This is a genomic window from Kribbella sp., from assembly GCF_035655035.1.
GTDB lineage: Bacteria > Actinomycetota > Actinomycetes > Propionibacteriales > Kribbellaceae > Kribbella.
The window spans coordinates 1-13,583 of the sequence record NZ_DASRVN010000164.1 but is presented as its reverse complement, the minus strand read 5'-3'; the positions used below and the strand labels follow the sequence as shown (position 1 = coordinate 13,583).

General features: G+C 69.7%; 17 protein-coding genes and 1 pseudogene. 10 read left to right on the top strand and 8 right to left on the bottom strand.

All coding sequences use genetic code 11. The annotated features are described in order from the left end of the window. The 3 genes from VFF46_RS09660 to VFF46_RS09650 all read left to right on the top strand — a co-directional run. The coding region (locus VFF46_RS09660) for an AMP-binding protein (RefSeq protein WP_325036711.1) at positions 1-1,374 on the top strand (1,374 nt) is incomplete at its 5' end. Positions 1,375-1,398: 24 nt separating this feature from the next. Next, positions 1,399-2,049 carry an SDR family oxidoreductase gene (locus VFF46_RS09655; RefSeq protein WP_325036710.1) on the top strand — a complete coding sequence of 217 codons (651 nt, stop codon included), beginning with the start codon at positions 1,399-1,401 and terminating at the stop codon, positions 2,047-2,049. A gap of 32 nt (positions 2,050-2,081) precedes the next feature. Beyond that, a complete protein-coding gene (locus VFF46_RS09650) occupies positions 2,082-2,510 on the top strand; it encodes an OsmC family protein (protein ID WP_325036709.1) in 429 nt (142 codons plus the stop codon). A gap of 32 nt (positions 2,511-2,542) precedes the next feature. On the opposite strand, the gene VFF46_RS09645 is transcribed toward VFF46_RS09650, so the two are convergent. From VFF46_RS09645 to VFF46_RS09635, 3 genes are read right to left on the bottom strand one after another with little or no spacing between them, the layout of a single operon-like run. After that, complete coding sequence (locus VFF46_RS09645; protein ID WP_325036708.1) at positions 2,543-3,322, bottom strand: SDR family oxidoreductase; 780 nt, start codon at positions 3,320-3,322, stop codon at positions 2,543-2,545. Beyond that, on the bottom strand, positions 3,319-4,158 hold the full coding sequence (locus tag VFF46_RS09640) for a hypothetical protein (RefSeq protein WP_325036707.1): 840 nt from the start codon (positions 4,156-4,158) through the stop codon (positions 3,319-3,321). Before VFF46_RS09640 ends, VFF46_RS09645 begins: the two co-directional genes overlap by 4 nt. Before the next feature lie 18 nt (positions 4,159-4,176). After that, entirely contained in the window at positions 4,177-4,638 is a 462-nt protein-coding gene (locus tag VFF46_RS09635) for an Lrp/AsnC family transcriptional regulator (protein WP_325036706.1), read from the bottom strand. 94 nt (positions 4,639-4,732) lie between these two features. Between VFF46_RS09635 and VFF46_RS09630 the strand changes: the two genes are divergently transcribed. Together VFF46_RS09630 and VFF46_RS09625 are read left to right on the top strand one after the other, a co-directional pair. After that, a complete protein-coding gene (locus VFF46_RS09630; protein WP_325036705.1) occupies positions 4,733-5,548 on the top strand; it encodes an LLM class flavin-dependent oxidoreductase in 816 nt (271 codons plus the stop codon). Continuing rightward, a complete protein-coding gene (locus VFF46_RS09625) occupies positions 5,538-5,963 on the top strand; it encodes a nucleoside deaminase (RefSeq protein WP_325036704.1) in 426 nt (141 codons plus the stop codon). The genes VFF46_RS09630 and VFF46_RS09625 overlap by 11 nt, the downstream gene beginning before the upstream one ends. 37 nt (positions 5,964-6,000) lie before the next feature. Here VFF46_RS09625 and VFF46_RS09620 read toward each other — a convergent pair whose 3' ends face one another. Further along, on the bottom strand, positions 6,001-6,528 hold the full coding sequence (locus VFF46_RS09620; RefSeq protein ID WP_325036703.1) for an LppU/SCO3897 family protein: 528 nt from the start codon (positions 6,526-6,528) through the stop codon (positions 6,001-6,003). Between the two features lie 6 nt (positions 6,529-6,534). Here VFF46_RS09620 and VFF46_RS09615 point away from each other — a divergent pair, with 6 nt between their 5' ends. After that, positions 6,535-6,882, top strand: coding sequence for a hypothetical protein (locus VFF46_RS09615; RefSeq protein ID WP_325036702.1), 348 nt, complete (start codon positions 6,535-6,537; stop codon positions 6,880-6,882). Between the two features lie 84 nt (positions 6,883-6,966). Here VFF46_RS09615 and VFF46_RS09610 read toward each other — a convergent pair whose 3' ends face one another. Further along, positions 6,967-7,926 (bottom strand): helix-turn-helix transcriptional regulator, encoded by a 960-nt coding sequence (locus VFF46_RS09610; protein ID WP_325036701.1) that lies wholly within the window; start codon positions 7,924-7,926, stop codon positions 6,967-6,969. 64 nt (positions 7,927-7,990) lie between these two features. Here VFF46_RS09610 and VFF46_RS09605 point away from each other — a divergent pair, with 64 nt between their 5' ends. Further along, a complete protein-coding gene (locus tag VFF46_RS09605) occupies positions 7,991-8,944 on the top strand; it encodes a helix-turn-helix transcriptional regulator (protein ID WP_325036700.1) in 954 nt (317 codons plus the stop codon). 63 nt (positions 8,945-9,007) lie between these two features. After that, positions 9,008-9,556: an isochorismatase family protein gene (locus VFF46_RS09600; RefSeq protein ID WP_325036699.1), complete on the top strand. Its 549-nt coding sequence runs from the start codon at positions 9,008-9,010 to the stop codon at positions 9,554-9,556. A gap of 9 nt (positions 9,557-9,565) precedes the next feature. On the opposite strand, the gene VFF46_RS09595 is transcribed toward VFF46_RS09600, so the two are convergent. Further along, on the bottom strand, positions 9,566-10,510 hold the full coding sequence (locus tag VFF46_RS09595) for an NmrA family NAD(P)-binding protein (RefSeq protein WP_325036698.1): 945 nt from the start codon (positions 10,508-10,510) through the stop codon (positions 9,566-9,568). Positions 10,511-10,622: 112 nt separating this feature from the next. Here VFF46_RS09595 and VFF46_RS09590 point away from each other — a divergent pair, with 112 nt between their 5' ends. Next, positions 10,623-11,360: a TetR/AcrR family transcriptional regulator gene (locus VFF46_RS09590; protein WP_325036697.1), complete on the top strand. Its 738-nt coding sequence runs from the start codon at positions 10,623-10,625 to the stop codon at positions 11,358-11,360. Here the strand turns inward: VFF46_RS09590 and VFF46_RS09585 are convergent. Both VFF46_RS09585 and VFF46_RS09580 read right to left on the bottom strand, forming a co-directional pair. Next, entirely contained in the window at positions 11,317-12,021 is a 705-nt protein-coding gene (locus VFF46_RS09585) for an HAD family hydrolase (protein ID WP_325036696.1), read from the bottom strand. The genes VFF46_RS09590 and VFF46_RS09585 overlap by 44 nt on opposite strands. Positions 12,022-12,037: 16 nt before the next feature. Beyond that, the gene (locus VFF46_RS09580; RefSeq protein ID WP_325036695.1) at positions 12,038-12,973 is read right to left on the bottom strand and encodes an aldo/keto reductase; all 936 of its coding nucleotides are present in this window, start codon (positions 12,971-12,973) and stop codon (positions 12,038-12,040) included. A gap of 71 nt (positions 12,974-13,044) precedes the next feature. Between VFF46_RS09580 and VFF46_RS09575 the strand changes: the two are divergent. Continuing rightward, positions 13,045-13,583: pseudogene (locus VFF46_RS09575) on the top strand (aminoglycoside phosphotransferase family protein); the annotation flags it as partial.

The following is a 13,583-nucleotide window of genomic DNA, read 5'->3' as shown; positions in this document are numbered from 1 at the left end:
ATCGAGCCGTCCCGGGTGGTCGAGTACAAGCCGATCATCGACGAGGCGCTGACGATCGCGTCGCACCGTCCGGAGCACACCGTCGTACTGCAGCGTCCGCAGGCCGAGGCGCAACTGGGCGAACGCGACCTCGACTGGGCTTCACTGGTCGCCGGCGCCCAGCCGGCCGATCCGGTACCGGTCGCCGCGACGGATCCGCTCTACATCCTCTACACCTCGGGTACGACGGGACGCCCGAAAGGCGTGGTCCGGGACAACGGCGGGCACGCGGTCGCCCTCGCCTGGACGATGCGGAACGTGTACGACATCGGTCCGGGCGACGTCTGGTGGACCGCCTCCGACGTCGGCTGGGTGGTCGGCCACTCGTACATCGTGTACGCGCCGCTCCTGGTCGGCGCCACGACGGTCCTGTACGAGGGCAAGCCGGTCGGTACGCCGGACGCCGGCGCGTTCTGGCGGGTGATCTCCGAGCACGGCGCGAAGGCGTTGTTCACGGCGCCGACCGCGATCCGGGCGATCAAGAAGGTGGATCCCGAGGCCGCCGAGTCGGCGAAGTACCCGCTGGACACGTTCCGGACGTTGTTCCTGGCGGGGGAGCGGCTGGACCCGGAGACGTACCACTGGGCGCACGACCACCTCGGCGTCCCGGTGGTCGACCACTGGTGGCAGACCGAGACCGGTTGGCCGATCGCCGCGAACCCGCGCGGGCTCGAGCCGCTGCCGACCAAGCCGGGCTCGGCGACCGTGCCGATGCCGGGGTGGAACGTGCAGATCCTCGACCCGTACGGCAAGGAGCTGCAGCCGCACGAGGAGGGGTCGATCGCGATCAAGCTGCCGCTGCCGCCGGGCGCGCTGCCGACGCTGTGGGGCGACGACCAGCGCTACATCGACAGCTATCTGAAGGAGTACGACGGGTACTACCTGACCGGGGACGGCGGCTACATCGACGACGACGGCTACATCTTCGTGATGGGCCGCACCGACGACGTGATCAACGTAGCCGGGCACCGCTTGTCGACCGGTTCGATCGAGGCCGTCGTGGCGGCCAACCCGGCCGTCGCGGAATGCGCGGTGATCGGGGTGCAGGACGCGCTGAAGGGGCAGCTGCCGCGCGCGCTCGTCGTACTGAAGGCGGGCGCGACGGTGACCGAGGACGTACTGCGGGACGAGCTGGTGGCCGCCGTACGCCGGGAGATCGGGCCGGTGGCGGCGTTCCGGGACGTGTCGGTGGTGGAGGCGCTGCCGAAGACCCGCTCCGGGAAGATCCTGCGCCGGACGATGCGCGGGATCGCCGACGGCCGCGACGAAGCGGTGCCGTCGACGATCGAGGACGCTGCGGTACTGGACGCGCTCCGGCCGGTCCTCCGCGGGTAGCGAGCGGCAGATAGGCTCCGAGGTATGCGAGTCGTGATTGCGGGTGGACACGGGCAGATCGCACTACGCCTGACGCGGTTGTTGAGCGCCGACGGCAACGAAGTGGTCGGGGTGGTGCGCAACCCGGACCACGAGGCCGACATCACCGCGGCCGGTGGCCGGGCCGCCGTACTCGACCTCGAGCAGGCGGACGTGGCGGCGGTGGCCGACGTACTGCGTGGTGCCGACGTGGCGATCTTCGCCGCCGGCGCCGGTCCGGGCAGCGGGAACGCGCGGAAGGACACCGTCGACCGCGGTGCGGCCGCACTGTTCGCGGACGCCGCGGAGCAGGCCGGCGTACGGCGGCACCTCCAGGTCGGCTCGATGGGCGCGGACCGGGCCGACTCGCTCACCGACGACGCGACGTTCACCGTGTACCTGAAGGCGAAATGGGCGGCCGAGGAGGACTTGCGCGCCCGCGACCTGGACTGGACGGTCCTGCGGCCCGGCGGGCTGACCGACGACCCGGGCACCGGCAAGGTGCTCCTCGCGGACAAGACCGGGAACGGCCGGATCACCCGCGACGACGTCGCGCTGGTACTGGCCGGCCTCTGCGACACCCCCGCGGCGATCGGCCGGACGCTCGAGCTCGTGGCCGGCGAGACCCCGGTCCGCGAGGCCCTGCAGAACCTCTAACGTTGCCACAAGCAACAGAATGTGACGGGACGATGGCAGACACACTCCGCCAGATCAGCTTCGAACGCCTGGCGAACAGCAGCTACGAGGTGAAGAACGCCCGCGGCGGCAGCATCCGGGTCGGCTCCGGCGGCGAGGACACCGACTTCACCCCGGTCGAGCTGCTGCTGGCCGCGATCGGGACCTGCTCGGCGATCGACGTGGACGTCGTGGTCAGCCGGCGCGCGGAGCCGACCGAGTTCAGCGCGGTGGTGAAGGGCGACAAGATCCGCGACGCCGACGAAGGCAACCGGATGCAGAACCTCGCGATCGAGTTCACCGTGCACTTCCCGGACGGCGAGGACGGCGACAAGGCCCGCGAGGCGCTGCCGCGCGCGGTGAAGATGTCCCACGACCGCCTGTGCACGGTCAGCCGCACGGTCGAACTTGGCACCCCGGTCACCACCACCGTCAACGACTGAGCCCGCCGACGGCTGCTATCAGGTACGCCGCCTCAGCGTGCTTTGAGGAAGTCCGAGGGGGCTCGTAGGCGCGTGCGCAGGAGGTTTTGCGTGCGGGTGTTGTCGAGGCGGATGTTCGACGGTGTGCCTGGTTCGGACGGTAGTGAGTCGGGGTCGAGGCCGTCGCGGGTGGCGATCAGGCGTGCCAGGTCGTGGCGGCTGAGTGGTTCGGGGCCGGCGAGGTGGGTGATGCCGTGGAAGTCCAGGACCAGGAGTTCGAGCAGGGCGGTCGCGAGATCGGTGACGTTGACCGGGCAGCGGACGTTGGCGGTGTAGAACGTGGCGGGTTCGCCGGCCGCGAGGCGTCGAACCCGGCGTTCCTCGCCCGAGGCGCCGTCCGATCCGACGATGATCGACGTACGGGCGATCACCGCGTCCGGGCGAAGCGCGCGGATCGCCGTCTCCGCCGCAGCCTTGGCCGCGCCGTACGGCGTCGTCGGGCACGGCGGCTCGGACTCGGTGTACGGCAGATCGCGGGAGCCGAACACCGCGTCGCTCGACACGAACACCAGCCGGACGCCCTCGGCGGCAAGCGCGACATTGACCGCACCCGTGGCGGTCGTCGCCCAGTCGTCTTGCCGGTACGCGGTGTGGATGATCCCGTCCGGCGCGACCTCCCGGATCACGTCCCGCACCCGTTCGGGTCGTCGTACGTCGAACTGCACGCCGCCCGGGACCGGCTGCGAGTGGTACGCCGGGACGACGTCGTGCGACGCCACCCGCAGGAGTTCACGCCCCAGGATTCCCGTTGCGCCGGTGACGAGGAGCCTCACAGGACAACCCTATGGCGTTCGAGCCGCCAGCCGGCAGTCCGCGTGGCGCGCTTCACCTCGGCCACCGTCCGTACCTTGCGCGGCGACTTCCACGCCTGCGACGGCTTGTGCAGCATCCACCCGTCGCCGATCGTCAGCGCGGCATGCTCCACGAGCGCGGCGGAGTTCCGCCATACGAAGACAGTCCCCGGTACGTCGTCCTTGCCGCCGGGCTCGGTGTGTTCCGCGAGCCACGCCTCGAACGGCTCCCGCACCATCCACACGCGTTCAGCGCCGTCGACCCCGCACGCCGCCATCACCGTGCCGAAACAGTTCGGTCCACTCCCGTCCGCGAACGTGCCCGCCAACTCCCGCACCCTCGGGAACTCCCGCGGCCACCTGCGAACCTCCCGATGCCGACTCGGTCCCAGGTCCTCGCTGACGATCTCCGGCAGCACCGCCTCCGGATCCCTCAGCAGGGACCTCCACCACACGAACCGATGCCCGTCCGCTTGTTGCCTGACGCCGTCCCCGATCACGGCGGCCCACCTCTTCACCGTTGGCACCGACCCGCGGCCGTAGTTCACCTGCGCCCGCACCAACCCGGCCCGGGTCTGCTTCGGCAGCTCGGAGTACGCCGCCTCGCTCAGCCAGACCGTCCGCGCCGCCTTCGGGTCGATCGCGTAGATCCAGTAAGTGTCGCGGTCCTCGCGGCTCGGCTCGCGATCGTCCGCGCTGAGCTTCCACGCGTCGACCTGCTTGCGGGTGAGGAAGAACGGCTGCTCGTCCGGCGCGAGCCAATCGACCCACCGTTCGAGCAGGCCGGGGGAGACGGCGATACCGAGGACGGTCAGCATCGGGACACGTTCTCATCCTCAGGGCTGATCGGTCACCGGCTTTTGCGGCCCGCGGTACCGCTGCGTCTGCGAGTACACCAGGTTGGTCGTCGTACTGCCGAAGTCCGTCAGCTCGTTGACCAGCTGCTCCAGGTGCGGCATCGAGGCCGCGGCCACCTTCAGCGTGTAGCAGTCGTCGCCGGTGGTCCGCAGACACTCGAGGATCTCGCCCCGCTCGGCCAGCAGCCGGCGCAACGGCTCGTGCTTGTTCCCGGGGTACTTGAGGCGGACAACGGCCAGCACCGGATATCCGACCTTCGTCAGGTCGATCTCGGCGCGGTACCCGGTGATCACGCCGATCGCCTCGAGCCGCCGGACTCGTTCGGTGGTCGCGGACGCGCTCAGACTGACCCGCCGGCCGAGTTCGGTGAGCGACAGCCGGGCGTCGGCCTGCAGCTCGTCGAGGATCGCCCAGTCGGTCGGATCGAGACTCTCGGTCATGCGGTCAATCTACCGGTGATTCCACGGCGGATCGTCATGGATGCCGGGAGGAATCTCTTCAAGGGTGGGTGTTCGCCTGGATAGCCTGACGGGCATGGAGCTTGGGGTGAACGTGCCGAACTTCGGGCCGGGGACGAACCCGGCGCGGCTGCGCGACTGGGCCCGGGTCGTCGAAGGGCTCGGGTACGAGCTGCTGATGGTGTCGGACCACGTGGTCGTCACGCCGGACGTCGCGGAGCAGTACCCGGAGCCGTTCTACGAGCCCTTCACCACGCTCAGCTGGCTGGCCGGGATCACCGAACGGGTCCGGCTCGGCACCACGGTACTGATCGCGCCGTACCGGCATCCGTTGCTGACGGCAAGGATGACGGCGAACCTGAACGCGCTCAGCGGCGGCCGGCTCGTGCTCGGCGTCGGCGTGGGCTGGGCGCGGCAGGAGTTCGCGGCGCTCGGCGCGGACCACGCCGCGCGCGGCCGTCGTACCGACGAAGTGCTCGCGGAGCTGCAGGGCCTGGTCCCGCTGTGGGTGGGCGGCAGCAGTACGGCGGCACTCCGGCGGACCGTGCGGTACGGCGACGCGTGGCACCCGCTGCGTCGGACTGTCCCCGCACTGCGGGCAGGCCTCGCCCGGATGCGAGGCTTCGCGGAACAGCTGGGCCGGCCGGTGCCGGGGTTCGCGCCGCGGATCCTGCTCCGGCTGACCGGCGAGCCGCTGCCGGACCACGACCGGATCGCCGGCGAGGGGTCGATCGACCAGGTGCTGCGGGACCTCGACGTACTGCGGGAGCTCGGCGCCGGGAGCGTCGTACTCGATCCGTTCGTCGGCGATCCGGCGGAGACCGAGCGGCCGGAGACGGCCTGGCAGGCGTTGGCAACGATTGCGGAGAACTGGAGACGATGTGACACCTGAAGCGGAAGGATTCCTGCGCCGGGCGATCGCCCTGGCCGCGGCGTCGCGAGAGGCCGGCGACCCGCCGTTCGGCTCGCTGCTGGTCGGCCCGGACGGGACCGTGCTGGCGGAGGACCACAACACGACGATCAGCGAAGGCAACCTCAGCTACCACCCGGAGCTGAAGCTGGCGGTGTGGGCAGCGCAGCACCTGACACCGGACGTTGCCGCCGGCACCACCATGTACACGAGCTGCCAGCCGTGCGAGATGTGCACAGGCGCCCTGGCACGCTCCGGGCTCGGCAAGGTCGTGTTCGCACTGTCGGGGGAGCAGTTGGACGGCCTCAAGACCACGGGCGGCTTCACAGGCGTGCCGCTGGAAGGCCCTGCTCTCTACGACGAAGCCCGGGTGCCCGTAGACGGCTACTACAGCTGACGGCGGCGGGGTCCCGGCCGGCGGGACCCCGCTGCACTCACTTGATCTTCGCCAGGCAGAGCGTGTAGTTCGCGCCCTCGTCGACGTACGTCGCGTCGGCGTTGTCACCGCACTGGCTCTCGTCGGTCGAGTTGATCTTGTCGATCACCCGGTACTCCGCGTCCGACGAGCTGCAGTCGACGACCTTCACGTTCGGCTTGGTCGACGTGCCCTTGTTCACGACGCAGGCACCGACCTGGGTACTCGACTCGACCGAGTTCAGGTTCGAGACCACGAGCAGCGCGACGACCACGATCGGCAGCAGCAGCATCAGGATCGCCGGGCGCCGGAACAGCGGCTTGCCCGGGTCCATCGGCCGGCCCGGGCCCGGCTGCGGCTCCGGCAGGCGCTTGAACTTCTGCATCGGGCCGATGTTCATCAGCATCGTGATCGGGTTGACGATCGACGAACCGATGCCCCACCAGCCCTGCCAGAGGCTCTTCGAGGTCATGTCGCGGACCGACGCGATCCCGCAGGTCCGGCAGAACGGGCCCTGCAGCTTGAGGAACCGCATCAGGATGATCATGCCCTGATGGCCGCGGACGGTCGCCTGCTCGGCCGGGAAGCCACCGCAGAAGCGGCAGGTCAGCTGCCCCTGCGGAGCGGCGGCGTAACCGGGCTGCGGGAACGACTGACCCTGCGGGAACTGCCCCTGCTGGAACTGGCCTTGCTGGCCGGGCTGCTGGTACTGGCCGTACTGCGGCGCCTGCTGACCGGCGTACTGCTGCTGGTACGGCCCGGGCTGGCCCTGGTACTGCGGGGCCTGCTGCTGGCCGGGCTGTGCGCCGTACTGCTGACCCTGCTGCTGGGTCTGCTGGTCTTGCTGGCCGTACTGCGGGAACTGCTGCGGTGGCGGACCGTAACCGGCCGGCTGACCTGAGTACGGGCCCTGCGGCGGCTGGGGAGGGGATGTGGTCACGAATGGTTCCTGAGGCTTGATCGGGACACGCTGAACCATGGCACCTTACTCATCCAGGTGGTCCACCGAGGCATAGCGGTTGGTCAATTCCTGGCCAAGACGTGCGAGCTCCGCCTGTACCGACGGCGGATCCACCACCTCGATCGACCCGCCCCACCCGGCCAACTGCTGTGCGATCATCAACGGTGTCGGCGCGGTGACCCGGATCCGGACCCGGTCGCCGACCGTCCCGTCCACCACGCAGTTGCGTCCGAGCCGGTCCCGCATCACCCACACGAACCGCTCGTCCATCAGAACCGTTGCCGTCAGCCCCGATCGGCGTTCCTCCATCCGCTCGACGATCTCGGCCCAGGCCGATGACAGCTCGAAGTCGTCCGGTCGCTCGAAGGAGTCGCCGGTCGGTTCGGCGGTCACGATCCGGTCCACGCGGAACGTCCGCCGACCGTTGGTGGTACCAGCGATCAGGTACCAGACGTCGTCCTTGTCGACGAGCCCGAGCGGTTCGACGGCGCGTTCCGACGTACCGCCGCCGCGGCCGTCGTAGACCAATCGGACACGTTCCCGCCGTACGACGGCGTCCTGCAGGCGGCGTACCAGCTCCGGCTGTTCCTTCACGTGCTCGCCCCAGCGGGCCGGGTCGATCACCACCGCCTCGGCCGCCGCCTGCGCGTGCTCGCGGAAGGTGTCGGGCAGCGCGCGGACCAGCTTGCGGAGCGCGGCCTTCGCGTCCGGCGCGATCGACGCCGCGGGACCGACCAGCAGGAACAGCGCCTGTGCCTCGGTCGCGGACAGGCCACTGAGATCGGTACGGGCGCCGCCGACGAGTTGCCAGCCGCCGTTGCGTCCGGGCTGTGGATAGACCGGGATGCCGGCTGTGGACAACGCCTCGAGATCGCGGCGCGCGGTCGCGACCGAGATCTCCAGTTCCTTCGCGACCTCCGCCGCGGTGACCCGGCCGCGTGCCTGCATCAGCAACAGCACCGCCACCAGCCGATCCGCGCGCACCCGTTGATCCTCGCAGACTGCGGTAGCCTCGGATCCGGACGGTCTTCTTCCGGAATGGTGGACGATGGCGTACGACGTGAGCCCGACCGCGCGCACCCTGATGGTCCTGGAGCTGATCCAGAACAGGCCCGGCATCACCGCGGAACAACTCGGCGACAAGCTCGGCGTTTCCGAGCGCGCCGCCCGCCGGTACGTGGCGATCCTGCGCGAGGCCGACATTCCGATCGAGTCGATGCGCGGGCCGTACGGCGGGTACCGGGTCGGCCGCGGGCTGCGGCTACCGCCGTTGATGTTCAGCACCACCGAGGCGCTCGGCCTGGTGATGGCGGTCCTCGAAGGCCCCCGCGGTACGGCGGACCCGGTGGAGACCGCGCTCGGCAAGATCATCCGCGTCCTGCCCGAGCCCGTCGCCCGCTCCACCGACGCCGTCCGCCGGGTCAGCGCCCGCGGCCCCGATCCCGGCGTACGGACGCCTGATCCCGAGATCACCGCCGCGCTCGTCTCGTACAGCTCCGAGCGTCGCCGGATCACCATCCAGTACCGCCGTCATCAGGACGAGTTCCCGATGGACGTCGACCCGTGGGCGGTCGTGGTCCGGCGCGGGCGCTGGTACCTGCTGTGCTGGTCCCACACCAAGGACGCCCAGCGGGTCCTGCGCGTCGACAAGATCACCCGCGTCGACCCGCAACCCACCGACTTCACCCCACCCGCCGACCTGGACCCGCTGGCGATGGTCGAAGAGCACCTCGCGATGGGCTGGAAGTATCCCATCGAGGTCGAGATCGACGCCTCGCGCGAAGACACCGCCCGCTGGATTCCTCGCAGCATGGGCCGCCTCGAAGCCATCGACGACACCCACACCCGCCTCTTCGCCAGCACCGACGAACCCACCTGGTACGCCGCCCAACTCACCGCCATCGAAGCCCCCTACCGCATCCTCGCCGGCCCCGAACTCCAATCCGCCTCCCAAGCCCTGGCCCACCGCCTCCTATCCGCCAGCACCCTGCCGCGGACCTGACGGGAACTGTCGGTGGGCGTGGTTAGGGTTTCGTCGTACAGCTTGAACTGGGAGGAGTGGCGTATGTGCACGCTGTCTGATCGGCCGAACACGGCCTTGTTGGTGGTCGACGTACAAGCCGGCGTTGTCGGCGAGGCGTATGAGCGGGACAGGGTGGTTGCCAACATCAGCACCCTGGTCGGCAAGGCGCGCGCCGGGGGCGTGCCGGTGGTCTGGGTGCAGCACTCCAGTGACAACCTGCCGAAGGGCAGCGCCGAGTGGCAGCTGGTCCCGGAGCTGTCCCGCGACGACGCCGAGCCGCTCGTGCACAAGACGTACGCCGACTCATTCGAGGCGACCGACCTGGAGCAGGTGCTGGACCGCGCCGGCATCGGCCACCTCGTGGTGAGCGGCGCGCAGACCGACGAGTGCATCCGCTCGACGATCCACGGTGCGATGGTCCGCGGGTACGACGTGACGCTCGTCGGCGACGCCCACACGACCGAGGACCTGTCGGAGTGGGGCGCCCCGAGCCCGGACAAGGTGATTGCCCACACCAACCTCTACTGGGACAACCACCGCGCCCCGGGCCGCACCGCCGCAGTCAAGAAGACCGACGAGGTGAGCTTCTGACCACGTGGGTCATCGAGCAGTGCCGAGCAGGGTGTTGCGCAGCGCGGCGGCGCCTGATTCGGCGAGCCAGTCCGCCAGCGTGCGTAAGCCGGGGTGGATGACCCGCAGCGCCTCGATGTCCGCGTGCCAGCGCTCGCCGGCTATCCACCGCTGCCGGATCTCGGCAATCTCCGGGTTCAGCCCGGCGGCTTCGTCGTGGGAGAGCTGCTCGTAGCGCAGCTCGACTCCGACCGCTGCACTGATCGCGGCAACGGCCGAGACCGGGGTCAGCTCATCGCCGGCCAGCTCCAGAGTCCGGCCGGCGTACCGCTCGGGCTGGTCGAAGGCCAGTGCGGCGAACTCGGCGATGTCTTCGAGGGCGATGATCTGGACAGTCTCGTCCGGCGGGAAGAGATGCCGGTGAACGCCGGCGACGAAGCCGTCCAAGCCGATCCCGGGCGCACCGAGGTAGTTCGTCATGAATCGCACCGGGCGCAGCACGGTGACCTGCGGAATCAGTTCGCCCAGGTACTGCTCGATGCGCCGCTTGCCTTCGGCCGCGAATGCCTTCCCGGCGGTCGAAGCGACGCCGGTGAAGACAACCTGACCGACTCCGGCGGTAGCTGCTGCATCGGCCAGGGCCCGGCCACGGGTGAACTCCAGCTTCGGGTTGTTACCGGCCGGGCCGTAAGCAGCCGGCGGTACGGCGAACAGAGCGGTAGCCCCGTCCAGCGCGGATGCCAGGGTCGACGGCTCGTCGAAGTCCGCGAGGACCAGCTCGGCTCCCGCGTCGGCGAGCGCTTGGGCGGCGGGTGCGGTCTTGTCCCGCACCAGCGCGCGCACCTGCCGGCCACCGGCCAGTAGCCGGCGTGCAGTCGCACCGCCCTGCCTACCGGTCGCCCCGGTTACGGCGATCGTGCCGGCGGCGGGCTCGTGGGCCTGGCCGGTGGCGGAACGGATGGGTTCGGCGCTCATGTCGTCCTCTCGTCCCCGGGGGTTGATGGCTGTGGACACACGATGGTTCGACCCGGGGTTATCTGGCATACTCCAACCCGGTTGAGTCGGCTTACACCAGGGGTTTCGTGACATGACTGCAGCGAGCGGCGGAGAGCGGGCCGATGCACGCCGTAACCGGGCCAAGATGTTGTCCGTCGCCAGTGAGCTCTTCGCCGAGCACGAACTCGAGGTCCCGCTCGGCGAGATTGCCCGCCGGGCCGGTGTCGGCGCCGGCACGGTGTACCGGCACTTTCCGACCAAACAGGCCCTCCTCGAGGCGGTGTTCGTCCAGCATCTGGAGGAACTGGTCGCCTCGGGCGAGCGGCGGATGGTGGGATTCGCGCCCACGCAGGCGTTCTTCGGGTTCCTGATGCACGTCGTGGAGAAGTCCGGCAGGCGCGGTCACCTCTGCGAGGTGGTGGCCGCCGACGCGAGCTGGCCGCATCCGATGCTGACGGCGTCCGTGCAGCGCTTCCGGCAGGTCCTGACCGCGCTGCTGCAGGCTGCGCAGCGGGTCGGCGGCGTGCGTGCCGATCTCAGCCCTGACGATGTCGTCGCGGTCGCTGTCGGATGCACCTCGATGCTCACCACCCGCCGCGATCGAGCAGCCGGGCGTCGACTCGTGCAGCTGGTCCTGGACGGGCTACGGCCTTCGGCCGATGTCACGGAACGATCCGTCTTTCGTGACGACCTGGTCAGCTCGCCGGGGCGGGTCGAGTTGTGTGCGGACTGCGGGGTCAAGCTCCCGCTCCGGCCCACCGGTCGCCCAGCACGTTACTGCGGGCCTACGTGTCGGCAGCGGGCTCGCCGTCGCCGCCTCGCGGGCTGACACCACTCCAGTCCAGGATCTCGGTCAACGATCGGATCCGCGGTACGCCGGACTGGGCGTGCAGGTTCTTCCGGTCGATCAGGACGCCCTGGATCCCGGCTGCCTCTGCGCCGCGTACGTCGTTCTCGAGCGAGTCACCGACCATCAGCACCTCGGTGGGACCCGCGCCGAGACGTTCGAGCACGTAGCCGAATGCCCGCGGATCGGGTTTCGTCGCGGGCAGGTCGTCGCCGGTGATCAGCTCGTCGATCTCCGCCGTCAGCCCGAGCCGGTCGAGCTTGTACGACTGGTGGGCGGTGTTGCCGTTCGTCAGCACTACCGCCCCGAGCCCGGCCGCCCGGATCGCCCGCAACGCCGGCACCGCGTCGTCGTACACCGCCCAACCGGCCTCGTACCGCCGTCCGTAACTCTCGAACAGCTCATCCGCCTCGGCGTCGCTCATCTCGACGCCGAGGAACTCCCGCACGCGCAACCTCCGCTGCTCAGGAAACGTCAGCTCGCGCCGCTGATAACGGCGGTAGTGCTTGTCCGACACCGCGGCCCACACCGCGGCGTCCCCGACCACCCCGTGCTCCGCCGCCCACACCGCAACCGCTGCCGCAGCAGCCGATTCGTGATCGACGAGGGTCCCGTCGAGGTCGAACAGCACCGTCCTGAGCATCGGACGATCGTAGGGGTCAGTCGATGACCGAATCCAGCGCGTTCAGTTCGGCGGGGGACAGGACGAGGTCGCCGGCCCGCAGGTTCTCCTCGAGATGGCGCTCGCTCGATGTGCCGGGGATCGCCAGTACGTGCGGGCCGCGGCTGAGCGTCCACGCCAGCCGGACCTGCGCCTCGGTCGCCCCGTGCCGCTCGGCGATCTCCCGAACCGGACTCGACTCCGGCACGCCGCCTGCCTCCCGCGACTCGGCGGTGACCGCGAAGTACGGGACGAACGCGATCCCCAGCTCACCGCAGAGCTGCAGGATTTCGTCGTTCGCCCGCCCGAAGCCGACGCTGTACCGATTCTGCACCGCGACCACCGGCGCGATCTCGCGGGCCTCGTGCAAATGCGCTACCCGGACATTCGAGATTCCGAGCTGCCGGATCATGCCCTTGGCCTGGAGTTCCGCGAGTACGCCGAAATGTTCCGCGATCGACTCCAGCCGCATTTGCCGCAGATACACGAGGTCGAGAGTGTCCACTCCGAGCGCCCGCAAGTCGGCCTCGACGAGCCCGCGCAGTTCGTCCGGCCGGGCCAGACCGGTCGGTGTCGGGCCGACCTTCGTCGCGATCACCAGGTCGTCCGGGTACGGCGCGAGGGCCCGCCGGATCACGTCGTTCGCCCAGTCCAGGCTCTCGAACTCCGTCCCGCCGGCCGGCCCGTGGCTCGGGTAGAAGGAGGCGGTGTCGATGTGGTTCACGCCGAGCTCGACGACGCGCCGGAGCAGGGCGATCGCCCGCTCCTGCACCTCCGCGCCGCCGGACAGGCCGGATCCTGCGAGCCGCTTCGCGCCGAAGCCGATCCGGCGGACCCGATCCGCCCCGAGCTGCCAGAATTCCCCGGACTTGCTTTCCGCAATTTCCGATGATAGGTTTATTGGTAGTGAGGCATTTCCTTGTGAATTCTGCATTCGGCCAGAATAAATCCTCCGGGCGAATTCGTCCATACTTCTCCGCGCATTTCCTGCCCTAGTCTGGGTGCGTGCGACTTTCCGATCGGCAGCGCGAGTTGCTGGACCGCTGGATGCCGGACGCGACGATCGTGCGGGACCACAGCTGGGGCCTCGTCGGCACGTACGTCCTGGAGCTGGAGCAGGACGGCGAGCGGTACATCGCGAAGGCCGGCGACGACGCCGACCACCACCTCGCCCGCGAACTACGGGCCCATCGCAACTGGTTGCGGCCGTGGACCGCGCAGGGGAGTGCGGCCGAGCTGGTGCAGGCTGACGAGGACGCGAAGCTGCTGCTGACCCGGTTCCTCGCGGGCGAGCTGGTCGAAGGTACGCCGTACGAGTGGGCGCCCGACACCTATCGGCAGGCCGGTGAGTTGCTGAGGAGCTTCCACGCGCAGTCCGCCGTACCTGACGACGACTACGAGGTGCGGGAGAACGAGCGCCTGCTGAAGCACCTCAGCCGGCCGCACCGGATCGCGCCCGAGGTCGTCGATCGGCTGCGTACGACGATCGCGCGCTGGCCGACGCCGCCGGCTGTGCTGGTCCCGACGCATGGCGACTGGCAGCC